Below are 26,868 nucleotides of genomic sequence, written 5' to 3' on the forward strand. Positions count from 1 at the left end.
CGGTTTCCTGAAAACTCGCGCGACATCCGCAAATTCGCAAACCTCACCCTGCAAAGACCTGATTCTAGCCGTAATGCGCCACCGGCGTGCCCGCGATGGCGGACATGTTCAAGAGACCCCGCGCGGTGATCGAGGGCGTCACGATATGCGCGCGGTTGCCCATGCCCATCAGGATCGGCCCGACCTCGAGCCCGCCGGCCTTCATCTTGAGGATGTTGCGCACGCCCGAGGCCGCATCCGCATGCGCGAAGATCAGCACGTTGGCCGCCCCCTCCATCCGGTTGTCGGGCAATAGCCGCGCGCGCAGATCGGAATCGAGGGCGGCGTCGATCGTCATCTCCCCCTCGTAACTGAAGTCGTGGCGTCCCGCATCAAGCAGTTCGAGCGCGTCGCGCAGGCGCAGCGCCCCGTCATCGGTCCGGTTTCCGAACTGCGACTGCGAACAGAAGGCCACCTTGGGCTCGATCCCGAAGCGCCGTACATGCCGCGCCGCGCCGATCGCCGTTTCCGCCAGATCCTCGGCCGAGGGCCGCGTGCGCACATGCGTGTCGGCGATGAACAGCGGGCCATCCTCGAGGATCATCATGCTCAACGCCCCGTGCGGGTGATAATGGTCGTTTGCAAGGACCTGATCGACATAGTTCAGATGCCAGCGGAATTCGCCGAACGTGCCGCAGATCAGGCAATCGGCCTCGTCGCGATGCACCATGACCGCGCCGATGGCGGTGGTGTTGGTGCGCATGATGGCCCGGGCCAGATCGGGCGTCACCCCGCGCCGCGCCATGATGCGGTGATAGGTCTCCCAGTAATCGCGATAGCGCGGATCGTTTTCGGGGTTCACGACGTTGAAATCCCGCTCGGGCCGGATCAGAAGCCCGGCCCGCTCGCAGCGCCGCTCGATCACATCGGGACGACCGATCAGGATGGGCTGTTCGGTGGTGTCCTCGATGATGGCCTGCGCGGCGCGCAACACGCGCTCGTCCTCGCCTTCGGCAAACACGATGCGCCGCTCTGCCGAGCGCGCGGCCTCGAACACCGGACGCATGAGAAGGGCCGACTTGAACACGCTCGCGTCGAGGTCGGCCTTGTACTGCTCCAGATCGGCCAGCGGGCGCGCGGCGACCCCGGTCTCCATCGCGGCGCGCGCCACGGCCGAGGACACGATGCCCGACAGGCGCGGATCGAACGGTTTGGGGATCAGGTAATCCCGGCCAAACGTCATTTGCTCGCCTCGGTAGGCGGCCGCGGCCTCGGCACTGGTCGACGCACGCGCCAGATCGGCGATGCCCTGCACGCAGGCGATCTGCATGGCGTCGTTGATCTCTGTCGCGCCCACATCCAGTGCGCCGCGGAATATGAACGGAAAGCACAGCACGTTGTTGACCTGGTTGGGAAAATCCGACCGCCCCGTGGCGATGATCGCATCCGGAACGGCGGCCCGCGCGACATCGGGCATGATCTCGGGGCTTGGATTGGCGAGGGCGAAGATGATCGGCGACGCCGCCATGCTGCGCACCATGTCCGGCGTCACCACGTTCGGCCCCGACAGGCCCAGGAACAGGTCCGCGCCCGCGATCACCTCGTCAAGCCCGCGCAGTTCGCTGTCCTGCGCGAAGGCCGCCTTTTCGGGGTTCATGTCCGTGGTGCGGCCCTCATAAACCAGCCCGTGAATGTCGCACAGCCAGATATTCTCGCGCTTCACCCCCAGCTTGACCAGCATGTTGAGACAGGCGATCCCCGCCGCGCCACCACCCGCCGAGGCGATCTTGATGTCCTCGAAGCGCTTGCCCGCGACATGCAGCGCATTGGTCGCCGCGGCCCCCACGACGATCGCCGTGCCGTGCTGATCATCATGAAAGACGGGGATGTCCATGCGCTCGCGGCAGATCCGCTCGACGGTAAAGCAATCGGGGGCCTTGATATCTTCGAGGTTGATCGCCCCGAAAGTCGGCCCGAGCGCACAGACGATGCCGGCCAGCTTCTCGGGGTCGGTCTCGTCCAGTTCGATATCGAAGCAATCGATCCCCGCGAATTTCTTGAAGAGGACCGCCTTGCCTTCCATGACCGGCTTGGAGGCGAGCGGCCCGATATTGCCAAGCCCGAGCACCGCACTGCCATTGGTGACCACCGCCACGAGGTTGCCGCGCGCGGTGTAGCGGCTGGCGACCTTGGGATCGGTCTTGATCTCCATGCAGGCTTCGGCAACGCCGGGACTGTAGGCGCGCGCCAGATCGCGGCCATTGGCCATCGGCTTGGTCGCGCGGATCTCCAGTTTGCCGGGCTTTGGAAACTCGTGATAATCAAGCGCCGCCTGACGTTGTGTTTCGGTTGGTTCGTCGGTCATCGTCACCCTCCCCGCTGGCGCCTGATGCAGATCCGCACGCTGCGCGTCTTTTTTCTGCCATCAGCTTGCACGCCGGCGCGACTGCCTGCAATGGCGATCTCTCCCGATCCGGCCGCGGCCCCCGCGATGATAGCGGACATCGAAAACGGTCTGCCGGGTGCCGTCACCGATCGAGCCCCGCGCGCACCTCGTCAAGAAGCCGCTTGGCCTCGGACCCCTGCATGCGCGCGATATCGTCCTGGTATTTCAGGATGGCCCCCAATGTGTCCGCGATCACCTCCGGGCTGAGGCTGATCACGTCAAGCGCAAGCAGGCACTTGGCCCAGTCGATGGTCTCGGCGACGCCGGGTTTCTTGAACAGATCCTCGGTGCGCAGCGCCTGCACGAAAGCCACCACCTCGCGGCTCAATGTCTCGGCAGCCTCCGGCACGCGGGCGTGCAGGATCTCGATCTCGCGGTCGAAATCCGGGTAGTCGACCCAATGATAAAGACACCGCCGTTTCAACGCGTCATGCACCTCGCGCGTGCGGTTGGACGTCAGGATCACGATCGGCGGTTCGGGGGCGTGGATCGTGCCAAGCTCGGGGATTGTCACCTGGTAATCCGACAGCGCTTCCAGCAGGAACGCCTCGAACGGGGCATCCGTGCGGTCGATCTCGTCGATCAACACCACCGGCGCCCCACCCGATTGCGGCCGCATCGCTTGCAGCAAAGGCCGCTCGACCAGGTACTCCTCGGTGAACAGCTCATCCTTGAGATGCCCGCGATCCACGCCGCCCGCGGCTTCGGCGGTACGGATGGCGATCATCTGTTCGGCGAAGTTCCACTCGTAGACGGCACTCGCGGTATCCAGCCCCTCATAGCATTGCAACCGGATCAGCCGGCGGCCCAACCCCTTGGCAAGAGCCTTGGCGATCTCGGTCTTGCCGGTGCCCGCCTCGCCCTCCAGAAACAAGGGCCGACCAAGCGTCAGCGCAAGAAACGTCACCGTTCCAAGTGCGCGCCCGCAGATATAGTCCTGCCCGGCCAACATATCCTGCGCGGCGCCGATGGATGAGGGATGTTGCACGCCGAGACCTCCGCGATGTGTCCAAGGCACCCAGAAGTGCATGTGACGAGGGCTGCGGTCAAGGTCGCGGCGGCGGCGCATCCCTCTGGCCTTGGCACGCGCGATTGTGTATCAGCGCACGCATGACCACGTCCCTGACCCTGCGCCGCCCCGACGACTGGCACTTGCACCTGCGCGATGGCGCGATGCTGCGCGCCGTCCTGCCCGAGACCGCGCGGCATTTCGCCCGCGCCATCATCATGCCCAACCTCGTGCCGCCGGTCGTCACCGCCAAAGACGCCCGCGCCTATCGTGACCGGATCATCGCCGCGCTGCCCGATGGGGCGGATTTCGCCCCGCTGATGACACTCTACCTGACCGAAGAAACCGATCCGCGGGATGTGGCCGAGGCCCATGCCCAAGGCCTGATATCGGCGGTCAAGCTCTATCCGGCCGGCGCCACCACCAACTCTGCCTCCGGCGTGCGCGATTTCGACCGCGTGCGCGGCGTACTGGAAAAGATGGCCGAAACGGGCTTGCCGCTCTGTGTGCATGGCGAGGTCACCGATCCGGATATCGACATTTTCGATCGCGAGGCGATGTTCATTGACCGCGTGCTCGATCCCATGCGCCGCGCCACCCCGGGCCTGCGCGTGGTGATGGAACATGTGACCACAAGCGACGCCGTGGCATATGTCACGTCCCAGCCCAGCGATCTGGCGGCCACGATCACCACGCATCACCTCGTGATCAATCGCAACCACATCCTCGTGGGCGGGATCAAGCCGCATTACTACTGCCTGCCCGTGGCCAAGCGCGAGGAACACCGCCTTGCCTTGCGCGCCGCGGCCACCTCCGGCGACCTGCGGTTCTTCCTCGGCACCGACAGCGCGCCGCATGCCGATCCCGCCAAGGAAAGCGGCTGCGGTTGCGCGGGCTGTTTCACCGCGACGAATACATTGTCGATCCTCGCGCATGTCTTCGAGGAGGTGGGCGCGCTCGACCGACTGGAGGGGTTCATCTCGCTTCACGGCCCCGCCTTCTACGGGCTTGCGCCCAATAACGCGACCGTGACCCTCACGCGCGGCGCCCCGGTAAGCTATCCAGACAAGATCGAGACGGGCGACGGCCCCGTCACCGTCTTCGACCCCGGCTTTCCGCTGCACTGGCACGTCACCTGAACTTCATCTTTCCACAAATACTCCCGCCGGAGGCATGAACACTCTTCGGCGCAGCGCCCATGACAAGGACGTCCCATGATCCCTGCCACCTACCCTGATCGCGCCGAGATCGCCCGCCTCTCCGCCCGCATGCTGCTGGAAATAGAGGCGGTGCATTTCAACGCGGATACGCCGTTCACGCTGGCCTCCGGCCTGCCCTCGCCGACCTATATCGATTGTCGCAAGCTGATCTCGTTTCCCCGCATTCGCGCGACCCTGATGAATTTCCTGACCATCACCGTGATGCGCGAGGCCGGGTTCGAGGCCTTCGACACCGTCGCGGGCGGCGAGACGGCGGGCATTCCCTTCGCGGCCCTTGTGGCCGAACGTATGGCCCTGCCGATGACCTACGTGCGCAAGAAGGCCAAGGGCTACGGGCGCAACGCCCGCATCGAGGGGGTCATGACCGAGGGCGACCGCGTGCTTCTGATCGAGGATCTGACGACCGATGGCGGCTCGAAGCTCAGCTTCGTCGACGCCATCCGGGAAACCGGCGCGCATTGCGGCCACACGGCGGTGATCTTCTATTACGGCATCTTTCCCGAGACCGAGGCGCGGCTCGGCGACCACGGCGTGCGGCTGCATCACCTGTGCACCTGGTGGGACGTGCTGGCCGAGGCCCGCACGCAAGGCGCCTTCGACCCCAAGACGCTCGACACGGTCGAGGTATTCCTGAACGATCCGCGCAAGTGGCAGGAAACAAACGGAAAATAAACTCCGGTTCCTGGGCTGTGGATATCGTCAGATACGAATCGATAATCGACCCAAGATATGGTATTTTCGAGAAAGACCTGCACAGGATGCAGACTCGACCTGATCGATACGCGACTTGTACGTCAGTTATCCCCAGCCTCGCGCACAGGTCCATCCACGTGGCGCCGCGGCACGATCTGACCTAAGACACGACACCACAGGCAAGACATCAGAACAGGGACAGCAGGGATGAACGAGGTCAGCGTCTTCAACGCCACCGGAACCGAGATCCAGTCGGCCGAGACGGTGCCGCATTCGATCGAGGCCGAACAACAGATCCTTGGCGCGATCCTGACCAATAACGAGATCTACGACCGCATTGCGCAGATCATCGGGCCGCAGCATTTCTACGACCCCGTGCATGCCCGCATCTTCGAGACCGCCGCGGCCCGGATCAGCCGCAACACGCTGGCCTCGCCGGTCACGCTGCGCGCCTTTCTCGAGGATGACGAAGGGCTCAAGGAACTGGGCGGCGCCAATTATCTCGTCACCCTCGCCGGCGCGGCGATCTCTACCTATGCCGCGCGCGATTACGCGCAGATGATCTATGACCTCGCGATCCGGCGCGAGCTGATCGTCCTCGGCCACGATATCGCCGGCAAGGCCGCGCGCGTCAATGTCGACAGCGAACCAAGCGACCAGATCGTCGAGGCCGAGCAGAAGCTCTACACCCTCGCCGAACAGGGCAAATCCGATTCGGGGTTCCAAAGCTTTCTCAAGGCGGTCACGGACGCGGTCAACGTCGCCAACGCCGCCTATCAGCGCGAAGGCGGCATGGCCGGCATCTCGACCGGGCTGGCGGATCTCGACCACAAGCTGGGCGGTCTTCACAATTCCGACCTTCTGATCCTTGCCGGGCGCCCGTCGATGGGCAAGACCTCGCTGGCCACGAACATCGCCTTCAACATCGCCAAGTCCTACCGCCGCGGCCAGCGTCCGGACGGCACCGAGGGGGCCGTGGATGGCGGTGTCGTCGGCTTCTTCTCGCTGGAAATGAGCGCCGAGCAGCTGGCCAGTCGGGTGCTGTCGGAGGCCGCGGAAATCTCGTCGCACAAGATCCGCCAGGGCGACATGGACGAAGAGGAATTCCGCCGCTTCGTCGAGGCCGCCAAGACCCTCGAATCCTGCCCGCTCTATATCGACGACACCGCCGCGATCCCGATCGCGCAGATCGCGGCGCGGGCGCGGCGTCTCAAGCGCACCCACGGGCTCGACGTGCTGATCGTCGATTACCTGCAACTTGTGCGCGGCTCGGCCGAGAATCGCGTGCAGGAGATCGGCGAGATCTCGATGGGCCTCAAGGCAATCGCCAAGGAACTCAACATCCCCGTCATCGCGCTGTCGCAGCTCAGCCGCCAGGTCGAGAATCGCGAGGACAAGCGCCCGCAACTGTCGGACCTGCGCGAATCCGGCTCGATCGAGCAGGACGCGGACGCGGTGATGTTCGTCTTCCGCGAAGAATACTACAAGGAACGCGAGAAACCGGGCGATCACGAGATGGACAAGATGGCCGAATGGCAAGAGGCGATGGCCCGCCTGCACGGCAAGGCCGAGGTGATCATCGGCAAGCAGCGCCACGGCCCCATCGGCACGGTCGAGTTGAGCTTCGAGGATCAGTTCACCCGCTTCGGCAACCTCGTGAAACCGTGGCAACAGGGCGGAATAAAGGACTTCTGATCTCGCGACACTCAGGCGAAGACGGCAAGCTCGTCCAGCGCCGCCTCGACAAGATCCGACCCCGCACCGGGTCGCGTCGCGCCTTCCGACAGGGTGCGCCGCCAGCCGCGCGCGCCGGGTCGCCCGGCGAACAATCCCAACATGTGACGCGTGACCTGGTGCAGCTTTCCACCGCGTCCCATGTGATCCTCGATATAGGGCAGCATGGCACGCACCGCGCCTTCCGGGGTGGTATCGGGTCCGGACCCGCCAAAGATCAGCCGATCGGCGGCGCACAGGATATCCGCCGGCTGGTGATAGGCGGCGCGCCCGACCATGACACCGTCCAGCCCCGCGTCTAGGAACGAGCGTGCCGCGTCCAGCGACGCGATCCCGCCATTGATCGACACGTGCATTTCCGGAAACATCCGCTTCATCCGCAGAACGAGATCGGGATCGAGCGGCGGCACGTCCCGGTTTTCCTTCGGGCTCAGGCCTTGCAGCCATGCCTTGCGCGCATGGATGATGACGCGTGTGCACCCCGCATGGTAGATCCCGGTCAGAAACTCCGGCAGCACGACCTCGGGGTCCTGGTCGTCGACCCCGATTCGGCATTTCACGGTGACATCGACATCGACCGCCTCACGCATGGCCGCCACACAGTCAGCGACCAGACCCGGTTGCGTCATCAGGATCGCGCCGAAGGTGCCAGACTGCACCCGGTCCGACGGGCAGCCGCAATTGAGGTTGATCTCGTCATATCCCGCCTGCGCCCCCATCCAAGCCGCCTGCGCCAGTTCCGCAGGCTCCGACCCGCCAAGCTGCAACGCGACGGGATGCTCCTCGGGGCTGTGATCCAGCAAATGCAGCGCCCCGCCCCGCACAAGCGCCGGCGCCGTCACCATCTCGGTATAAAGCAACGCATGACGAGACAGAAGCCGATGCAGATACCGGCAATGCCGATCCGTCCAGTCCATCATGGGTGCGACCGCCAAACGGGGCATATTGAAACTGTTAGATTTTTTATTTTTATCAGTCATTTATCGTTCAAACGCCTAAACCGTTTCTGTCTCATTTGTTGTAAATCGCATGCCCTTCAGTAAGATTTACAGCAAATATTGTAAACTGGGCCAAATATTGAGGCCCCATGGATACCATCATCAAGCGAAAGCCCGAAGACAGCACTGCACCCTGACTCGACCAGACCACCGTTCGGCGGGCTGGAAAAACCGTCCGGCGCGAGAACCGGACCTTTTAGCTGCGCTAGACCGCCGCGGCCTCGATCGAGAAGCGCGAGAAGGACGTCGCCAAGCCCCGCGCCCTCGAAAACCTGCCCATCGCAGAGGCTCGCCGCTTTCATCTTGGCGTCGCCGAGGACGGTGGGCCGTCCGCCAAATGCGAGGTTGGTTATCACGATGATCGAGGTCCTCTCGTAGAGCTTGCTGACGAGGTGGAATCCCGCCTTGTCCGCGGGGGCAGCTGTTGCGGGCTGCGATGCGTGATTTTATGACAATGTTCCTCTGGCGATCGGGGCCGGAGCCTTTAGCTCAAAAAGCTGATTATAAATACTTTTATTGCGCGACTTTTGCCCGGCTTCGCAACGCGAAAGGGATCGCGCCGTACCCTGTGCCATCTGGCAAGCCCCCTCCACGATCCCCGGTTCGGCACGCCTGACGTCGCGGTCGCCACGCGTACCACGTGCCCGAGTCACGTCGCTGGCCGGGGCCTTGTTGTTCGTTTGGGCATTGGATAGGCTAAATTTCAAGCTACTCTGTGACTGGAGACATATCATGCTGCTCGTGGGGTTCGACGCCTATGGAGGGCGGGGTATCAATCCGGCCGCGGAAATCTGCCGGTCGCTGGATGGCAAAACGGTTGCAGGCACAAAGATACGAAGTGTCGTGCTTCCGGTGCGCTTTGACGGCATGATCGCAAGACTCGACACCTTGATCGACCAGCATTCCCCGTCGGCCCTGATCTGCGTCGGGCTATGGCCGGGCGAAGCGATGATCCGATTGGAACGGTTCGGTGTGAACCTCAATGATTTCGAGATCCCGGACAACGACGGAGCCATCGAACGCGGCCCGATCGAACCCGAGGGGCCCACGGCGCGCTGCGCCACTCTACCGCTGGAACAGATCCGCGAGACGCTCCTCGCGGCAGGCATCCCGGCGCGCCTGTCCAGCAGCGCGGGGAACTTCCTGTGCAACGCGATCCTCTACAGTGCGCTCGGCCTACTCGAGCGGCGTGGTGCCGCCCTGCCCTGCGGTTTCATCCACCTGCCCTATATGCCAGAGCAGGTAGCCGGCCTGCTCACGGAATTGCGCGACGGACAAAGCCTCGAATTACATCAGCGCGCGGATCTGGCCTCGATGCCGCTGGATCTGTCGGCCCGGGCTGTCCGCATGGCGATCGAGACCACGCTGGACCATGGCGCATGACCGACATCGCGATTCTTGCCCTTGAAGGCGTGACCAAGCGGTTCGGTGAAACAGTCACCGCCGACGGAATTTCGCTAACCTTGCAGCACGGAGAGTTTTTCACCCTTCTGGGTCCATCCGGTTCGGGAAAGTCCACAATCCTGCGCATGATCGCCGGGCTCGAAACGCCCGACGCGGGTCGCGTCCTGCTGGAGGGGGCTGACATCACCCAAAAGCAGCCCTGGCAGCGCGGACTTGGGATGGTGTTCCAGCAATACGCCAACTTCCCGCACATGTCGGTGGCAGAGAACGTCGGTTATGGATTGCGCCGTCAGCGCGTCACCCGGGCTGAGCGCGCCGACCGTGTGGAGGAGTTGCTGGCTCTCGTCGGACTATCGGGGTTCGGGGACCGCCGGGTGACCAACCTTTCCGGCGGTGAGCAGCAACGCATCGCCATCGCGCGCGCACTGGCCCCACGCCCCAAGATCCTCCTGTTGGATGAGCCGCTGTCGGCGCTCGACGAGAAGATCCGTCGCGAAATGCAGGACGAACTGCGGCGCATCCAGCAGACCACCGGCACCACCTTCATCTATGTCACCCACGACCAGGAGGAGGCGCTGACGATGAGCGACCGGATCGCGGTGCTCAACCTTGGCCATTGCGTGCAATGCGACGCGCCCGAGGCGATCTTCCGCCGTCCGCGCACCCGGTTCGTCGCGCGGTTCTTCCGCGGCTGCAACGTCGTGGACGGCGAGCACATGGTAGAGAATGGCCAGTCGCGGCTGCGCATCGCCGGGACCGACGTGGCGCTGCCGGGGCGGTCCACTGCGCCCGAGGGCAAGGTGGGCATCGCCATCCGCGGCGAGGACATTCTTTTGGGCACGGATGCGGACGGGTGCGACCTGGTGCTCGAGGGCCGCTTGCGCGAGCAGGTGTATCGTGGCCTTTATACCGATTACCGGCTGGAGCTGCCGGACGGACAAGGGTTGTCGGCGATGATCGGTCGGCGGCAGGACGTGTCGCCCGGAAACACAATTCGTGTCGGGTGCGCCGCCGACACCTTGACGCCGCTGGCGGACGACTGACTTGCGCGCAGACAGCCCGCCCTATCGACGGGTCTGACGCGCGTCGAGCAGCGCAAGAAGACCAAGAAGCAGCAGCGTCACGACGATCAGGATCGTCATGAGTGCGTGGAGATTGGGCGACAAGCCGACCTGCTGATATTGCGACCACAGATAGGTCTGCACGGTGTTCTGACCGCCCTGCACCAGCGAGGTGCGGATCGTCTCGTTGAACGACAGGATCAGCGAGAAGATCGCCGCGCCGAGGATACCGGGATGGATCTGCGGCAGCTCGACCTCGAAGAAGGCCTGCATCCTGTTGGCGCCTGACATGTAGGCGGCCTCGCGGTAGATCGGGTCGAAATTGGCCATCACCGTCAGGATGATGAGAAACGCGAAGGGCAGCGCCCAGATGACCTGCACCGCCGTGATCGTCAGAAGCGACGGGCTGATCCCGAGCGTCTGGAAAAACAACGCCGTCGCAACACCCATGGAAATACCCGGCACGAAGAGCGGGATCAGGATCACCCCGAGCACCAGTCGGGGAATGCGCCAGACCCGGACCGCTTCTGCGGCCAGCAATGCCAGTAACGGCGAGATCAGCGCGACCAGAAGGCCCACGATCAGCGATGTCCGGCCCGCCGCCAGCAAGCGACCATCACCAAGGATCGCCGCATAATTGGCAAAGATCCCGCCGTCGCCGATGTCGCGGAAGGAATTGACGGCCGGCGGAACCAGCGGCGCGTAGAGAAAGACCAACACCAGCGCCACCAGGCTCCAGCTTAGTACCTTGGCAAATTTGCGATGCCTCATGGTCATGTCCCACCCATGATCTTGCCCAGCAGAAGCCGCAGGTCAAAGACCCGGGCCCAGAGCATGATGAGTGCCAACATGAGCAGGGTGGCGACCGACGAGATCGCCGCGGCGAGCGGATAGTCCAGCGTGTTGAGGGCGCTCTGGATCGTGTTGCCAAGCAACTGGTACCCGGTCCCGCCAAGGATCAGCGACACCGCGACCTCGCCGAAGGCGCCGACGAAGCCGAAGATCGCCGCCGCCATGACACCCGGCATCGAGAGCGGCAGCACCACGCGGCGGAAGGTGGTCAACGGCCCCTCCCCCAGCATCCAGCTCGCCTCCACAAGCCGGCGGTCGATGCCCGACAGCGACAGCCAGATCGGAAACACCATGAACGGCATGTAGGCCGTGATCAGCCCCAGGTAGACCGCGAAATCGGAATACAGAAGCCAGTCGAGCGGCCGCTCGGTGATGCCAAGCGCCACGAGGCTCGTATTGATCGGTCCGGTTCGCGACAGCAGCTCCGACCAGGAGAATGTGCGCACCACGTAGTTCACCAGGAACGGAACGGCGAACAGGAACAAGACCGGTCGCACCAGCGCCGCCCGCAGCCGTGTGGCGATCATGTAGGCGATCGGATAGGCCAGCAGCAACATCACGGTGGCGGAACTGACGCCGACCCAGAGGCTGCGGAGGAAAACGTCCAGCCGCGTGCCTGAAAAGAACACGGCGTAATTCTCCAGGCTCGTCGCCGGCCGCATGCTGAAGCCGACCTTCTGCCAGAAGCTGACCACCAGCGTGATCGCCAGGGGCCCGAGGTTCAGGATAAATATGAGTGCGAGCGGCGCCCCCAGGACGACCGCCCGTGCCAGCCGCGGCGAATTCAGCGTCGACCGCATGCGGTCAGGCCGACTTGAAGCGCTGCCATTCCTCTTCATACGCATCGACATGCGTGGGCCAGCGGTTTTGCCAGGTCCCGCCCTTCTCGAACTTGGCCTGGACACCTTCGGAGATCTCGCGCACGCGCGCGGCCTCTTCGGCGCTGAACTGGTCGGGATTTTCGGCGGCGTATTGCGCGGCCAGCGGATTGGTCAGGTACCCGCGCATGAGCGTGATCTTCGCCCCGTACCAGCCGCCGAGCATGAAATCGAGGAGCTGGTAGCTGGCCTCCAGATCTTCCTCGCTCATGTCGGGATTGTTGACGATGTAGGCCGCCATCGCCCAGAGCAGGTAACCTTCGCGGGGCCGTGCGTAGACGGCCTCGGTGCCCTGGTCGCGCGCGGCGAAGACCATCGGCTCCCAGCAGTCGATCACGTGGACCTCGCGCGAGGTCAGCAGGTTGACTGCCTGCTCGAAGCTCGACCAGATCACCCGGAACTGCCCGGCGCGCTTTTGCTCGATCAGGAAATCGACAACGGTGCGCATCTCCTCGGGTGTCATGTCGGCCGGATCGACGATCTGCGCCTGGCCGCTTGCGTTGAGAAACAGCGCGGTCTTCTGTCCGGCGGTGGTGTAATTGTCCTCGAGCGAGACGAAACCGCGAAACTTGGGATCGAAAAGCGCGCCATAGCTGTCCAGTTCGCCCGTCTCTTCGGGAAGATACGCGAATGAGTCGCCCTGCAAGACGGTCGGCACGCCATAGAACCGGCCATCGAGGCCGACGAAGTCGAAGCCGGGCGTGCCTTCGGAGAGATAGTCCGAGATGTAGTCGTTGGTTTTCCAGTTGGGCATTCGCGCGGTGTCGAGTTCGCGGATCAACGCGTTCTCCACGAGAGGCTCCTGCATGCCGCCGACGATGTTGACGATGTTGAAGCTCGTACGACCGCCACCAGCAAGAAGCTGGTTGACCACCGCCGCTGGCGCGTTGCCCATGGAGACGACGTTCACGCTATGCCCGGTCGCCTCGGTGAAGCGTGACCAGTCGCCGGTGTCGCCAACGCCGATATCAGCCAATGTCAGCGCGCTGGAGGCCCAGGCCCGTGTCGCGTATGTCGAGGAGAGTGCGGCGAGGCCGGAACTTGCTGCCGCCAGTTTCAACGCCTCACGACGATTGAGGTTTGCCAATTTGATCACGCGATTATCCCCCTGTCATGGACAATTTTTTACGTCCGGCCGCAGATGCAAATGGATCAAGTTGCCGGTGCCAGCTGCCCCCGGAAATGTCGGTTTCATACCAAGCTACCCAGTAATCCGATCGCATTGCAACAGGAGACTTCACGCGACCGCAGAAGCCCGAGCCGCTGCCCGCCGAAGGCACCATCACCTGCCAAGTTTTGCGGCACTCGCAGCAGGCGACCCGTGGACTGCAGCATAGATGATGGCCTTGCCTGCCACCACGGGCGGTGATGATCTCGCGCCGGCGGCCTATCCGATCTCTCACCTGCCGCGCGCGGCGGTCTCTGGATCGATTTTATCTGCCAAGCGTGGCCGCTCTTATCCTCGGTTCCGGACCTTTTCGAACAACGAGATGTGCTGCTCCGGCGTCCGTCCCTCGACGGGATTGGTTTCGAGGTCAAATCACTGCCCGGCTATCCGGAGCAGCATCAGGTTGTAATATTCGGATTGCTTGACGTTCCGCGGGCGATATCCTGCTGGCACCCTCGGCAATCTTCCCGCAACTCTTGATATCTTTTCCACTCATTACCGGCCCCGTCGTTGCGCGTGCAGGATGGCCCCGCTTGAAATCGGGGATCATCTGAATAGCTCGGCCAGAATGGCGGTGACTTTCCGCACTGCAGAAAACACAAGGAGATCGCATGGCTTTCGATACACCCGGTCACGATACGGCGGCCTTTGGAACGCAAGGTCCGGACCGAAATCTCGAACCGCTCACCATCCAGCGCCGCGACATCGGGCCCAAGGATGTCGCCATCGACATCGCCTATTGCGGGGTCTGCCATACCGACATCCATTTCGGGCACGACGATTGGGGCATGACAACATACCCATTGGTGCCGGGCCACGAGATCGTCGGCCGCGTCACCTCTGTCGGGGCCGAGGTCACCGCGCACAACGTCGGCGACCTGGTTGGCGTGGGGTGCCTCGTGGATAGCTGCCGCACCTGTCCCTCCTGTGCGAAGGGCGACGAGCAGTATTGTCAGGCTGGTGCGACACAGACCTACGGGTCGCCCGACCCGCATCTTGGCGGCACCACGCATGGCGGGTATTCGGCCGCCATCGTCGTGGATGAACACTTTGTCCTGCGCGTGCCCGAAACCCTCGACACCAAGGCCGTCGCGCCGCTCCTCTGCGCCGGGATCACGACGTATTCGCCGCTGCGCCACTGGAACGTGCAGCCAGGTCAGAAGGTCGGCGTCATCGGCCTTGGCGGGCTGGGGCACATGGGCGTCAAACTCGCCGCCGCCATGGGCGCGGAGGTCACCATGATCACACGCTCGGCAGCCAAGGGCGAGGATGCCAGGGCCCTCGGCGCGCACAGGGTGCTTCTGTCAAGCGACGCTGACGCGATGGCCGCCGAGGCGGGTAGCTTCGACTTCCTGCTCGATACCATTCCCGTGGGCCACGACATCAACCCCTATCTGCAACTGCTGAAGACAGATGCCGCCATGGCCATCGTCGGCGCCATAGACGCGATCGAGCCGGTTCAGGGCTTCAACCTGATCTTCGGACGCCGCACGGTCGGCGGCTCGCTGATCGGCGGCATCGCCGAGACCCAGGAGATGCTCGATTTCTGCGCCAAGCACGACATCGTCTGCGATGTCGAGATGATCGGCATGCAAGACATCAACGAGGCCTGGAAACGTGTTCAGGCCGCCGACGTGAAGTACCGCTTCGTGATCGACATGGCGAGCCTGAAGGGCGACGCCTGAACCATGGCACCTGCCCCGGTCGCCCGTGGCGGCCGGGGCAAGCTCAAGCGGATTGGCAGCAAAGCAACGAGGACGCACGAGATCGTCAATCGGCAGGTTCGGCACGGACCTGGTTTCCGGGAGCAGGAATTTCGCACCAGGCGCAGGCCAGTCGGGCGCAAAGGGAATTTCGCGGATCTCGGTCATGCCGCCACCGCCTTTCCGTCAAGCACGTCGCACGGGTCCCGGCCATGCGGCGCGGGCAGTAGAGACACGGCCCAACCGATCGCATGGGTGCGCTCGTCCAGATCACGACCGGCAGCCCGGCGCGGATCGTTGCCATCGATCGCAATGATGATCCGTCCCGGTGACCCTGCCCGGATCGGGCGTTCATGTTCACCGTGGCCTTGTCGATATCGGCAGGGCCGGGACCTGTCTCTCGAAAAGTTTCGTCACCCGAGCTGCCTTGACTGAGGGCCCGGAGACACCGATAAATTGGCCGAATTGTGCTTTCATGAGCACTGGTTTCATGCGGCTGTCACACTGTTTGCTCATTAGAGCAAGCAGGAGGCCCCAAGTGAACAGACAGTCGGCAATTCTCGAAACGGCACAGTTCCGCGGACGCGTCATGGTCGACGAGTTGGCCAAGGTCCTGCACGTTTCGGCCCACACCGTGCGCCGCGATATCAATGCGCTGTGCGCGCAGGGAAAATTGCGGCGCCTGCACGGTGGCGCCGAATTCATCGAGGGCAGCTCGAACCTGCCCTACGCGGCACGCACATCTCTCAATGTCGCGGCCAAGCAGAGAATCGCTGCACATGTCGCAGGTTTGATCCCGGACGGGGCGACGCTGTTCTTTTCCATCGGCACGACCCCGGCGGTGGTGGCCGCCGCGTTGTCCGAGCGTGAGGGGCTGACGGTCATCACCAACAATCTGAATGCGGCGATGGCGCTGTCGGACGCACCGGGCGCGCGGATCGTCATCCCCGGCGGAGAGCTGCGCCTGCCCGATCGGGATGTTCTGGGCACCCTGGCGCAAGACCTCTTCGGGGCCTATCGCGCCGACTTCGCCATCTATGGCGCCGCCGGGATCGACCGTGACGGGTCGTTGCTGGACTTCCACGCGTCCGAGGTTCGCATCCGGCGTACGGCGCAGGAAAACGCCCGGCACGCCATCTTCGTTGCGGACAGTTCCAAGTTCGGGCGGCGTGCACCGGCGGTCGGCGGCCAGCTCGGCGAGGCTGATCATGTCGTGACCGAAGCCCGTCCCGCCGCGCCGTTCACCGACCTGCTCGAGTCGCTTGGTGACAGGCTGATCATCGAGGGAGAAGAGCCATGAGCTTTCTGCGGCTGACGGGACTCACCCGTCAATGGGACGGACAGGGCGGTGTCCGCGACATAAGCCTCGCCCTTCCTCAAGGCGCCTTTCTGTCGATCCTCGGCCCGTCGGGCTGTGGCAAGTCCACCCTGTTGCGCCTGATCGCGGGTCTGGAGAAACCGCAGGCCGGCCGTGTCGAGATCAACGGGCACGATGTGACGGCGCTGCCGGCATCAAAGCGCAACCTGTCGATGGTGTTCCAGTCCTACGCGCTATTCCCGCATCTCAGCGTCGCGGAAAACGTCATATTCGGCCTCAAGGTGCAGCGCATCCCCCGCGCGGATCGCGACCGGCGGCTCGCAGAGGTGCTTGCGATGACGGGCCTCGAGGGGCTGGAGCGGCGCAAACCGTCGGAGCTGTCGGGCGGGCAGCGGCAGCGCGTGGCGCTCGCCCGCGCGGCGGTCGCCGAACGGCCGCTTTGCCTGATGGACGAGCCGCTGTCGAATCTTGATGCCAAGCTGCGTCATTCCGTGCGCCGCGATATCCGCATGCTGGCGCGCAAGCTGGCGCTGACTGTCGTCTATGTCACCCATGATCAGGGCGAGGCGATGAGCCTTTCGGACACCATCGTTCTGATGCGGGACGGGCACGTCGAACAGATAGGCACGCCCTCGGATCTCTACGCGCGCCCGGCCACGACCTTTGCCGCGCAGTTCATCGGCGAGCCGCCAATGGCGCTGATCGACGGGCCGGCGCTCGGGCATGATCGGGCCGTCACCATCGGCGTTCGGCCCGAGAACATGACAGTCGGTGATGCGGGGCGTTGCGATCTCGACGCGGTGATCGACGACATCGAGTTTCTGGGCGGCGAAACACGGCTGGCACTGCGCCATCCGGCGGCGAGAGGACTCGCCACGATTCTTCCCGGTCCGGCGCATCTCGAACCCGGCCAGACGGTCGGTGTGATCGTTCCCGAGAATAACCGGCTCCTTTTCGACCCCGTCACCGGGGGTCTGGAAAAGGAGCCGCAGCAGAATCCCGAGGCGCGCATTCGCCAAAATCCCGCGCCCGAGGATGGCCGAAAGGCCCCCACGTCAACGCAATCTGTCAAAGAGGACCTCTCGAGATGACCCGTATGACTGCTGTATCCGCCATATTGGCGGCGTCCACCTCCCTCGTCAATTCGGCCGCGGCCGAAACCGAGCTGACCATGTATTACCCCATCGCCGTCGGCGGAGCGCTCACCGAGGTGGTCGACGGGATCGTCGCCCGGTTCGAGGAGCAGAACCCCGACGTCACCGTCAACGCGATCTATGCCGGCAACTACGACGACACCCGCATCAAGGCGCTGGCGGCGCTCGACTCGGGCGAGCCCGCGCAGCTTGCCGTGATGTTCTCGATCGACGCCTACGACCTGATCGAACAGGACCTGATCGTGCCCTTCGAGTCGGTGATCGAGACCGAAGAGGAACGGGCCTGGCTCGACAGCTTCTACCCGGCGCTGATGGCCAATGGCCGGATCGAGGGCCAGACCTGGGGTGTGCCGTTTCAGCGGTCGACCATCGTTGCCTACTACAACAAGGACATGTTCCGCGAGGCGGGCCTCGACCCGCAGAATCCTCCGGCGACCTGGGACGAGCTCGTGTCGATGGGCAAGGACCTCACCACCGAGGACCATCACGGCCTGATGATCCCCTCGACGGGGTATCCCTACTGGATGTTCCAGGCTCTGGCCATCCAGAACGGACAAGAGCTCATGTCGAATGACGGGCTGACCACCTACTTCGACGACCCGGACACCGTCGCCGCGCTCGAATTCTGGAAATCGCTCTCGACCGAGCATGGGATCATGCCCGAGGGCACCGTGGAGTGGGGCACGCTGCGCCAGGCCTTCCTCGAAGGCGAGACCGCGATGATGTGGCATTCGACCGGCAACCTGACGGCGGTCAAGAATAACGCCGGGTTCGATTTCGGCGTCGCCATGCTGCCCGCGAACGAGCGGCTCGGGTCGCCGACGGGGGGCGGCAATTTCTACCTCTTCAAGGACTCGACCGACGCGGAGAAACAGGCCGCGCTCGAGTTGATCAAGTTCATGACCGCGCCCGAGCAGGCCGCCGAATGGTCGATCGAGACGGGCTACATGGGCGTCTCCCCCGCCGCCTACGAGACCGAGGCGCTGCAAGACTACACCGCAGACTTCCCGCCGGCGCTGGTCGCGCGCGATCAGCTCGAACACGCGGTGGCCGAATTCTCGACCTTCGAGACCGCGCGGGTGCGTGACGGACTCAACGCCGCGATCCAGTCGGCGCTGACCGGCGACAAGACGCCCGAGGCGGCGCTGGCCGAGGCACAGGCCGCCGCCGAGCGTCAACTGCGCGCCTACAGGTAAGCGCGCAGACCATCATCTTCGGGGCCGGTTCGTGTGACCGGCTCCGCATCGGAGCCTCCCATGACCGACGCCGCCAACATCGAGCGCCACCGCCGTGCCATCCACGGCTGGCTGTTGCTGTCCCCCGCGCTTGTCATGTTGACGGCGTTTGCCTTCTACCCGTCGATCGCGACGCTGGTGACCTCGCTCTGGTCGCGCGGCACGCGGCGCAACCCGGCGGAATTCGTCGGGCTCGAGAACTACCGCTACCTGTTCGACGATCCGACCTTCTGGCAGGTGGCTGGCAACAACCTCTTGTATGCCCTCGTCACGATCCCCGCCTCCATGGTGCTGGCGCTGATCATGGCGCTCTGGGCCAATGCGAAGATCCCGGCGCGCAGTTTCATCCGCACCGCCTATTTCACCCCGACGGTCCTGCCGATGATTGCGGCCGCCAATTTGTGGCTTTTCTTCTACACGCCCAGTTTCGGCATCCTCAACCAGATCGGGGCCCTCTTCGGCGCACCCCCGGTCAATTGGCTGGGCCGGCCAGAGACCGCGCTCTGGGCGATCTGCGTCGTGACGATCTGGAAGGAGGCGGGGTTCTTCATGATCTTCTATCTCGCCGCCTTGCAGACCATCCCGCCCGACCTCAAGGAGGCCGCCGAGATCGAGGGGGCGAGCCGCTGGACCTACACCCGTCGCATCGTGCTGCCGCTGCTGATGCCGACGACGCTGTTCATTCTCGTCAACGCGATGATCAATTCGGTCAAGCTGATCGACCATCTCTTCATCCTGACCAAGGGCGGGCCGTCGGACAGCTCCAAGCTGATCCTCTACTACATCTGGGAAAACGCATTCGCCTATTTCGACCGACCCACCGCGGCGGCGATGACGGTGCTGGTGCTGGCCCTGCTGGGTGCGGTCGCCGCGTTGCAGTTCCTGCTCCTGGATCGAAGGACCCATTACCGATGATCCGCTATCTGGAGCCCGCCGCCGCCATCCTTCTGGCGATCCTGTGGATCTCGCCGCTGGTTTTCGCCTTCTGGGCGGCGTTCCACGACGTGAGCGACGCCGTGAACTTCCGCGTTGGGGCGCCGTTGACCCTCGACAATTTCCGCACCGCCTGGGCCGGTGCCCCCTGGCTGGGCTATTTCCTCAACACCTTCCTGCTGGTCACCCTGATCCTCGCGGGGCAATTCCTGCTGTGCACTCTGGCCGGCTTCGCCTTTGCCCAGACCGAGTTCCGGGGGCGCGACGCGCTCTTCATGGTGGTGCTGTTGCAGCTTTTCATCCTGCCCGAGGTGCTGATCGTGGAGAATTACCGCGTTGCCGCCTCACTGGGTCTTCTCGACAGCCTGCCGGGCATCGGGGCGCCCTACATGGCCTCGGCCTTCGGCATTTTCCTGATGCGGCAGGCGTTCAAATCCGTGCCCAAGGAGCTGGACGAGGCCGCGCGCGTCGAGGGGTGCGGCACGCTGGGCGTGCTCTGGCGGGTCTACGTGCCAGCGGCGCGGCCCACCTACCTTGCCTATGCGCTCGTCTCGGTGGCGACGCACTGGAACAACTTTCTCTGGCCGCTGATCGTGACCAATTCGCCCTCGACCCGACCGCTGACCGTGGGCCTGTCGCTCTTTGCGGCCCCCGAGAGCGGCGTGGACATCTCGGTGATCTCGGCGGCCACCGTCATGGTGATCGCGCCGCTGCTGATCGGCTTTCTGATCTTCCAGCGTCAATTCGTCCAGGCCTTCCTGACCGCCGGTGTGAAGTGAGACAGCCATGACCCGCATCCTGCACATCTCCGATCTGCATATCATGCCCGAGGGCCGACTATTCCAGGACACCATCGACACCGCCGCGGCGCTGCAAGACATGCTGTCCGGGCTGACAGGCCTGTCCCCCCTCTTCGGACCGGTGGAGCGGCTGGTGATTTCGGGCGACCTGACCGAAACGGGACGCGCAGGAGCCTGCGAACGGCTGCGCGCGCTCATGGCCGAGGCCCCGCTGCCCTGGCGCGAGGATCTGGCCCGATAATTTCGGGAATGGTGTTCGATTCGCATTGAAACGACCGTTTGCGCGCCCCGAACCGCAGGCCGTTTTCCGGATCTGGCGGAGCACTGTGTCCCGATCCGCAGGGACATGAGCGCGCGTCATCGCTGGCCTGAAACGACACAGCCAAGCCACCCCCACGAGCGCCCTGGCGGCTTGTTGCAAAGCCGCGCCCCATCCAGATCGACCTGCCGCCATTTCGGGACCGTCACAAAACTTACGTGCAGGATTGCTACCACGCTCTTGTTCAAAGGGGGGCGTCTTGATGCTGCAGATCGAAAATCTCGTAAAACGTTTTGGTCAGAACACGGCCGTCGATAACGTGTCTTTCACTGTCCCGGAGGCCGCATTCGTCGGGATCATCGGGCGGTCGGGGGCCGGCAAGTCGACGTTCCTGCGCATGATCAACCGGCTGACCGACGCCTCATCGGGGCGCGTCCTGTTCGACGGTCGGGATGTCACGGCCTTGTCCGGGGTCTCCAAACGCGCATGGCAGTCGCAATGCGCGATGATCTTTCAGCAGTTCAACCTCGTGCCCCGCATGGATGTCGTCAGCAACGTGTTGCATGGCACGCTCAATGCACGCTCGACGCTGACCACGATGTTCAACTTCTACCCGGCGGCGGACATCATCCGCGCCATCGAGATTCTCGATCGCCTCGGCATCGCCGATCACGCGGCCAAGCGGGCCGAATCCCTGTCTGGCGGGCAGCAGCAGCGGGTTGCGATTGCCCGGGCTCTTATGCAGGACCCGAAAATCGTGCTGGCCGACGAACCCATCGCCAGCCTCGACCCGATGAACGCGCAGATGGTCATGGACGACCTGCGCCGCATCCATGACGAGGACGGACGCACGGTGATCGCCAACCTCCATACGCTCGATACCGCCCGGCGCTATTGCGACCGGGTGATCGGGATGCTGCACGGGCGCGTCGTGTTCGACGGCACGCCAGAACAACTGACCACGGGTGTCGCGCGCGACATCTACGGCGCCGATGCAAGCTTTTCCGAAGATAGCACATCGACCGCCATCGAAACGCTGGATCGCGGGACGGCGCGCGCGCTGCGCGAGGCCGAGGCCGCGCTCTGACGACCCCCCTGGCCTGCCGGGGGATGGCGGGCCGTCAACCCAAGTCCAATCCAATCGGAGAGAGACACATGACCAAACTGTTTGCGGCCATTGTGGCCACCACCGCCCTCGTCAGCCCCGCGCTGGCGCAGGATCAGATCGAAGAATTCCGCATCGGAATCCTTGGCGGCGAAAACGCGCAGGACCGAATGGCCTCGAACGAGTGCTACCGCGCCAAGGCCGAAGAGCTGCTCGGCGTGCCGGTCAAGCTGTTCACGCCCGCCGATTACGACGGTGTGATCCAGGGCCTGCTGGGCGGCACCATCGACATGGCATGGCTGGGCGCCTCGGCCTATGCCAAGACCTACCTGACCGATCCCGAGGCGGTCGAGCCGATCATGGTCAAGACCAACGTGGACAAGTCCTATGGCTATTACTCCATCGGCTTTGCGCGCAAGGATAGCGGCATCACCTCGCTGGAGGACATGCAGGGCAAGGTCTTCGCCTTCGGCGATCCCAACTCGACCTCCGGCTACCTGATCCCGTCGATCGAGATCCCCGCGGAAATCGGCGCCAGCGTGGAATCGGGCGACTACTTCGAAGAGGTGAAATTCGTCGGCGGCCATGAGCAGACCATCGTCGCGGTCGCCAATGGCGACGTCGATGCCGGCGTGACCTGGGCCGACGGTATGGGCGCGTGGGAAGACGGCTACAATTCAGGCGCGCTGCGCAAAGCCTCTGATGCGGGCCTCGTGGACATGAACCAGATGGTCGAGATCTGGAAGTCGAAGCCCATCCCCGAAGGTCCGATCGTGCTGCGCACCGCCCTGCCGGAGCGTGTCAAGGTCGATATCGCCACGCTGACCGCGTCGCTGCCCTACATGGACGCGGATTGTGCCTACAACTTCATGGCCGGCGAGGCGCTCGGCTTCCAGCCGATCGATCATGGCGCCTACACCTCGATCATCGAGGCGCGCAAATCCAAGATGTGAGCCCCGAGGGCTGACACCGGCCGGGCCCGCCATGCGCGCGGGCCCGATCGCATTTCACCGGAGACTAAGATGAGCGATTTCACCGCAGGACACACTGGTACGGGGCGAGTGCGGGACGTGCAATCGGCCTACATGGAAATGACGCGGCGCAAGCGGCTTTACGGATCGGTGATGCTCATCGTGTTCATCGCGCTGATGGTGTCGGGCTTTCGCGTGGCCGACAGTCGCAACGCGGGCGGTTTCTGGGACGGGATCGGCAATATCTTCCAGTTTCCCGGCGAGGTTCTGTCAGAGGCGGGCGAAAAGATTACCAATCTGCCCGGCTTGATGTGGAAATTCCTGCCCTCTTTGATCGAAACCGTGAATATCGCGGCGGCCGCGACGCTTCTGGGGGCCATCTTCGGCGTTCTGATTTCGCTTCTGGCCACGCGCGGACTGGCAAGGTGGCCGCGTCTCATCGGGGTGTTCCGGCGGCTGATGGATATCCTGCGCGCCGTGCCGGAAATCGTGATCGCGCTCATCCTGATCTTTATCCTCGGCGGTGGTCCGGTGCCGGCGATGATCGCCATCGCCCTGCATACCGTCGGCGCGCTCGGCAAGCTGTTCTCGGAGGTCAACGAGAATGCCAGCCTCAAGCCTATCGAGGGGCTGCACTCGGTCGGGGCGAGCTGGGCACAGCGCATGTGGCTGGGCGTGATCCCGCAGGTGGCACCCAATTACCTCAGCTATGCGCTCCTGCGATTCGAGATCAACATCCGCGCCTCGGCAATCCTCGGCTTCGTGGGGTCCGGCGGGATCGGCTACAACCTCAAGAACGCGTTCAGCTGGGGTCAGGGCCGGTATGACGAGGTTGCCGCGATCTTTCTGCTACTGTTCGGCACGATCGTCTTCTTCGATCAGCTATCGGGCCGCTACCGCAACAAGCTTATCGGCGAGGGCTGAGACGATGACCATGATCAACGCAACGACTCCCGACAGCTTCGACGCCCCGGGGCATCTCAAGCGCAAGAGGCGCATCGCGCTGGCCGTGCCGGCCGTGATCCTTGCCTATTTCGTCTATATCTTCTTCGCCTTCGACATCCCCGGTCTGGCCGAGCGCGCGCGGCTGGACAATGCACGCATCCTCGTCGCCGACAGCTACAGCTACAAGACGCATGTCACGCGCGATAACAGGACCGCAGATCTAACCATCGCGGTCGAGGGCGAGCGCAAGGGAACCTGGCCCGAGGGGCGCAGTCCCGATTGGGTCTCGGTCGAGGGCGACGATCGCGCCCTCGTGACCCTCAAGGGCGGGCAGCAGGTGCTGATCGACGGCAACACGATGCGCTACGACGTGCCCGGTTACGGCCGCATCACCGCAGAGGTGTCGCGCCGCGAGGGCGTTCAGCTCGATCTGCCGACGGCCGATGTGCCCGACTGGATCAGCGCCACGAACACGCGTGTCGACATCACCACCGAGGCCGGGCGCGTGACGCTGACCAAGGCGCGCACCGAGGTCATGCGCTATCACTTCGGCTGGGAGTTGTTCTGGTTCACGCTCGACAGCCCGTTCTACGGCAAGAGCTTTTTCGAGCTCGCCGGTCTCGCGCTGTCGGGCGATCGCGTGGTCGAGGACAAGAGCAACATCGCCGCCATCACGCATGACATCTGGAACAACAAGATGTGGCAGCACAAGGATGTCATGTGGGCGATCTTCGAGACCATCCTCATGGCCTTTCTGGGCACCATGGGGGCGGGGCTCGTGGCGCTGCCGCTGGCCTTCGCCGCCGCGCGAAACTTCTCGCCGGTTATGGCGGTACGCGCGGTTGTGCGGCGCATCTTCGATTTCGTCCGCGGGGTGGATGCGCTGATCTGGACGATCATCCTGGCGCGCGCCTTCGGGCCCGGGCCGTTGACCGGAACGCTGGCCATCCTGCTGACCGACACCGGCACCTTCGGCAAGCTGTTCTCCGAAGCGCTGGAAAACGTGGACAAGCGCGAGATCGAGGGCGTGCAGTCCACCGGGGCCAAACCGCTGCAACGCTACCGTTTCGGGGTCATTCCGCAGATCACGCCGATCCTGCTGAGCCAGCTGCTCTATTACCTCGAATCCAACACCCGCAGCGCCACCATCATCGGCGCGATCACCGGTGGCGGCATCGGGCTTTTGCTGACCCAGGCGATGATCACGCAGAAGGACTGGGAAGAGGTCAGCTACTACATCCTCCTGATCCTGCTCATGGTCATGGTCATGGACACCGTTTCAGGGTGGTTGCGGCGGCGGCTCATCGCACCGGATGACAGCGGGCATTGAAGCGTCGGATTTGGGGTATTTCATCCAAGAAGAAACGAGGGGTCTTGCCTGTCTTTTTGGCGGGAATGCCCGCGCCGCAGGCAGTCATCTCTTGAGGAGCGCGCCATGCCAAGATTGCACCCCGACCGCGCGATGATCCATCCCGAATGCGAGATCACCGATTGTACCTTCGAGGCCTTTACCGAGGTGGGCCGCGGTAACCGTCTTGCGCAAGTGACGCTGGGGGATTGTTCTTGTTGCGACCGGACCTGCGACCTGGCCAACGCCCGGATCGGCAAATTCGCCAATATCGCAGTCTTCGTGCGGGTGGGCGCCACGGATCATCCCCTGGATCGCGCAAGCCTGCATCACTTCGTCTACCGGTCAGCGTCGTATCGGGACGATGCGGAGGATGACGCGCATTGGACCTGACAGCTGCGAGCGCGATATTCGCGACCTGCTGCAGGGTAGCCGGGACGTGGTGCGCGACGTACTCGCGGATGTCCGGACGCGCCCGGGCGACGCGAATATCTGTGCCCCCGGCATTCCGGATTTCGACGCCCGCGGCCGGTGGGCCGGGGCGCGGCTGCAGGACATTCTCGCAACACTGCGCCGGTTTCCGGACTTAGCACGGCAATCGGGTCCCGGTTCTGTCCGGGGCCCGACTTCGGGATCCGTAAAGTCTCAAGATGAAGAGAGGTCGCCCCGCAGATCATCGAGGATTGCGTAGAAGGCGGGCAGGACCAGCAGGACCAGCACGGTCGCGCTGAACAGACCGAAGACCACCGAGATCACCAACGGTTTTACCGTCTGCGCCTGCGTGCTGGTTTCCAGCAGCAAGGGCGCGAGGCCCATCAGCGTGGTCGAGACCGAGACGAGGATGGGCCGAAAGCGGTCGCGGCTGGCCAGTCCGGCGGCCTCGGCCGCAAGGGTTCCCTCGCCGGTGCGGCGCTTGATCACCTGCACCAGAAGAATGGCGTTGTTGACCACGATCCCGGCCAGCGAGGCCGCCCCCATGATCGACGGCATCGAGATGTTGTAGCCCATCAGCATATGCCCGAGAACCACACCCACCAGAGCCAGCGGAATCGTCAACATGACGATGACCGGCTCGACATAGCTGCGGAACTGGAAAGACAGGACGACATAGATCCCCACCAGCCCGATCAGGAACCCGCGGAAGATCGAGCCCATGGTTTCGGCGGAATTCGCGTTCTGCCCCTCGATGGTGACGGAGACATCCGGAAATTCGCGGGCAAGATCCGGCAGAAACCCGGTGGTCACGTCGCCGACGATGGCATCGGCATTGCCGATGCGCCCGTCCACATCGGCGGCGATCGTGACGGTGCGCCTGCCATCGACATGGGTGATGCTGCCCCAGCCCCGGCCCTCGTCGATCCGCGCGATCGTGGCGAGCGGTGTGCGCGTGCCGTCGGGCAGACGTATCTCGAAGGCGGTCAGATCTTCCAGCGTGCTGCGATCCGTCAGGGCCTGTTCGATCTCGATCTCATGGGCGATGTCGCCGTCCTGCACCGTCATGACGATCCGGCCCAGAAAGGCCGCGCTGATCTGATCGGCAAGATCGCGCCCCGTCAGCCCCAGACCGGTGGCGCCACGGGCCAGTGTCAGGCGCAATTCGGGGCGCCCCGGGCGCAGATCGTGCATGGCATTGTAGACACCGTCATAGGTCTCGA

General features: G+C 63.9%; 23 protein-coding genes and 2 pseudogenes. 17 read left to right on the forward strand and 8 right to left on the reverse strand.

Annotated features, from left to right (window positions below):
* Positions 1-64: 64 nt before the first annotated feature.
* On the reverse strand, positions 65-2,344 hold the full coding sequence (locus ACROSR_RS10285; RefSeq protein WP_432684680.1) for an NADP-dependent malic enzyme: 2,280 nt from the start codon (positions 2,342-2,344) through the stop codon (positions 65-67).
* 163 nt (positions 2,345-2,507) lie between these two features.
* Positions 2,508-3,413, reverse strand: a complete 906-nt coding sequence (locus ACROSR_RS10290; protein ID WP_432684681.1) for an AAA family ATPase — start codon at positions 3,411-3,413, stop codon at positions 2,508-2,510.
* A gap of 122 nt (positions 3,414-3,535) precedes the next feature.
* Here ACROSR_RS10290 and pyrC point away from each other — a divergent pair, with 122 nt between their 5' ends.
* The 3 genes from pyrC (at position 3,536) to ACROSR_RS10305 (ending at position 7,042) form a co-directional block, all read left to right on the forward strand.
* Complete coding sequence (pyrC, locus tag ACROSR_RS10295; RefSeq protein WP_432684683.1) at positions 3,536-4,573, forward strand: dihydroorotase; 1,038 nt, start codon at positions 3,536-3,538, stop codon at positions 4,571-4,573.
* 75 nt (positions 4,574-4,648) lie between these two features.
* The gene (locus ACROSR_RS10300; protein ID WP_432684685.1) at positions 4,649-5,326 is read left to right on the forward strand and encodes an orotate phosphoribosyltransferase; all 678 of its coding nucleotides are present in this window, start codon (positions 4,649-4,651) and stop codon (positions 5,324-5,326) included.
* Positions 5,327-5,554: 228 nt separating this feature from the next.
* Complete coding sequence (locus ACROSR_RS10305; RefSeq protein ID WP_432684687.1) at positions 5,555-7,042, forward strand: replicative DNA helicase; 1,488 nt, start codon at positions 5,555-5,557, stop codon at positions 7,040-7,042.
* 11 nt (positions 7,043-7,053) lie between these two features.
* On the opposite strand, the gene dusA is transcribed toward ACROSR_RS10305, so the two are convergent.
* Positions 7,054-8,061, reverse strand: coding sequence for a tRNA dihydrouridine(20/20a) synthase DusA (dusA, locus tag ACROSR_RS10310; protein WP_432684689.1), 1,008 nt, complete (start codon positions 8,059-8,061; stop codon positions 7,054-7,056).
* A 302-nt stretch (positions 8,062-8,363) separates the two neighbouring features.
* A pseudogene (locus ACROSR_RS10315) lies at positions 8,364-8,477 on the reverse strand (ATP-binding protein); the annotation flags it as partial.
* A 334-nt stretch (positions 8,478-8,811) separates the two neighbouring features.
* On the opposite strand from ACROSR_RS10315, the gene ACROSR_RS10320 reads away from it, so the two are divergent.
* Together ACROSR_RS10320 and ACROSR_RS10325 are read left to right on the forward strand one after the other, a co-directional pair.
* Entirely contained in the window at positions 8,812-9,462 is a 651-nt protein-coding gene (locus ACROSR_RS10320) for a pyroglutamyl-peptidase I (RefSeq protein WP_432684691.1), read from the forward strand.
* Entirely contained in the window at positions 9,459-10,526 is a 1,068-nt protein-coding gene (locus tag ACROSR_RS10325) for an ABC transporter ATP-binding protein (RefSeq protein ID WP_432684693.1), read from the forward strand. Before ACROSR_RS10320 ends, ACROSR_RS10325 begins: the two co-directional genes overlap by 4 nt.
* A gap of 21 nt (positions 10,527-10,547) precedes the next feature.
* On the opposite strand, the gene ACROSR_RS10330 is transcribed toward ACROSR_RS10325, so the two are convergent.
* From ACROSR_RS10330 to ACROSR_RS10340, 3 genes are read right to left on the reverse strand one after another with little or no spacing between them, the layout of a single operon-like run.
* The gene (locus ACROSR_RS10330) at positions 10,548-11,315 is read right to left on the reverse strand and encodes an ABC transporter permease (protein ID WP_432684694.1); all 768 of its coding nucleotides are present in this window, start codon (positions 11,313-11,315) and stop codon (positions 10,548-10,550) included.
* A 2-nt stretch (positions 11,316-11,317) separates the two neighbouring features.
* Entirely contained in the window at positions 11,318-12,196 is an 879-nt protein-coding gene (locus ACROSR_RS10335) for an ABC transporter permease (RefSeq protein WP_432684696.1), read from the reverse strand.
* 4 nt (positions 12,197-12,200) lie between these two features.
* Positions 12,201-13,370, reverse strand: a complete 1,170-nt coding sequence (locus ACROSR_RS10340; protein WP_432684698.1) for an ABC transporter substrate-binding protein — start codon at positions 13,368-13,370, stop codon at positions 12,201-12,203.
* Between the two features lie 683 nt (positions 13,371-14,053).
* On the opposite strand from ACROSR_RS10340, the gene ACROSR_RS10345 reads away from it, so the two are divergent.
* The 12 genes and pseudogenes from ACROSR_RS10345 to ACROSR_RS10400 all read left to right on the forward strand — a co-directional run.
* Positions 14,054-15,127, forward strand: coding sequence for an NAD(P)-dependent alcohol dehydrogenase (locus ACROSR_RS10345; RefSeq protein ID WP_432684700.1), 1,074 nt, complete (start codon positions 14,054-14,056; stop codon positions 15,125-15,127).
* A 556-nt stretch (positions 15,128-15,683) separates the two neighbouring features.
* Entirely contained in the window at positions 15,684-16,445 is a 762-nt protein-coding gene (locus tag ACROSR_RS10350) for a DeoR/GlpR family DNA-binding transcription regulator (RefSeq protein WP_432684702.1), read from the forward strand.
* Positions 16,442-17,554 carry an ABC transporter ATP-binding protein gene (locus ACROSR_RS10355; RefSeq protein WP_432684704.1) on the forward strand — a complete coding sequence of 371 codons (1,113 nt, stop codon included), beginning with the start codon at positions 16,442-16,444 and terminating at the stop codon, positions 17,552-17,554. Before ACROSR_RS10350 ends, ACROSR_RS10355 begins: the two co-directional genes overlap by 4 nt.
* Before the next feature lie 5 nt (positions 17,555-17,559).
* The gene (locus tag ACROSR_RS10360) at positions 17,560-18,813 is read left to right on the forward strand and encodes an ABC transporter substrate-binding protein (protein WP_432684724.1); all 1,254 of its coding nucleotides are present in this window, start codon (positions 17,560-17,562) and stop codon (positions 18,811-18,813) included.
* 60 nt (positions 18,814-18,873) lie between these two features.
* A complete protein-coding gene (locus ACROSR_RS10365) occupies positions 18,874-19,767 on the forward strand; it encodes a carbohydrate ABC transporter permease (RefSeq protein ID WP_432684706.1) in 894 nt (297 codons plus the stop codon).
* Positions 19,764-20,564, forward strand: coding sequence for a carbohydrate ABC transporter permease (locus ACROSR_RS10370; RefSeq protein ID WP_432684708.1), 801 nt, complete (start codon positions 19,764-19,766; stop codon positions 20,562-20,564). Before ACROSR_RS10365 ends, ACROSR_RS10370 begins: the two co-directional genes overlap by 4 nt.
* A 7-nt stretch (positions 20,565-20,571) precedes the next feature.
* Positions 20,572-20,826 carry a metallophosphoesterase family protein gene (locus ACROSR_RS10375; RefSeq protein WP_432684710.1) on the forward strand — a complete coding sequence of 85 codons (255 nt, stop codon included), beginning with the start codon at positions 20,572-20,574 and terminating at the stop codon, positions 20,824-20,826.
* Between the two features lie 280 nt (positions 20,827-21,106).
* Entirely contained in the window at positions 21,107-21,931 is an 825-nt protein-coding gene (gene phnC / locus ACROSR_RS10380) for a phosphonate ABC transporter ATP-binding protein (protein ID WP_432684712.1), read from the forward strand.
* A 68-nt stretch (positions 21,932-21,999) separates the two neighbouring features.
* Complete coding sequence (phnD, locus tag ACROSR_RS10385; RefSeq protein ID WP_432684714.1) at positions 22,000-22,902, forward strand: phosphonate ABC transporter substrate-binding protein; 903 nt, start codon at positions 22,000-22,002, stop codon at positions 22,900-22,902.
* Between the two features lie 69 nt (positions 22,903-22,971).
* Positions 22,972-23,844: a phosphonate ABC transporter, permease protein PhnE gene (gene phnE, locus ACROSR_RS10390; RefSeq protein ID WP_432684716.1), complete on the forward strand. Its 873-nt coding sequence runs from the start codon at positions 22,972-22,974 to the stop codon at positions 23,842-23,844.
* 4 nt (positions 23,845-23,848) lie between these two features.
* A complete protein-coding gene (gene phnE, locus ACROSR_RS10395) occupies positions 23,849-25,195 on the forward strand; it encodes a phosphonate ABC transporter, permease protein PhnE (protein ID WP_432684718.1) in 1,347 nt (448 codons plus the stop codon).
* Between the two features lie 105 nt (positions 25,196-25,300).
* Positions 25,301-25,600 (forward strand): annotated as a pseudogene (locus ACROSR_RS10400) (LbetaH domain-containing protein); the annotation flags it as partial.
* A gap of 258 nt (positions 25,601-25,858) precedes the next feature.
* Here the strand turns inward: ACROSR_RS10400 and ACROSR_RS10405 are convergent.
* The coding region (locus tag ACROSR_RS10405; RefSeq protein ID WP_432684720.1) for an efflux RND transporter permease subunit at positions 25,859-26,868 on the reverse strand (1,010 nt) is incomplete at its 5' end.

It is taken from the genome of Roseovarius tibetensis, from assembly GCF_050896375.1.
GTDB lineage: Bacteria > Pseudomonadota > Alphaproteobacteria > Rhodobacterales > Rhodobacteraceae > Roseovarius > Roseovarius tibetensis.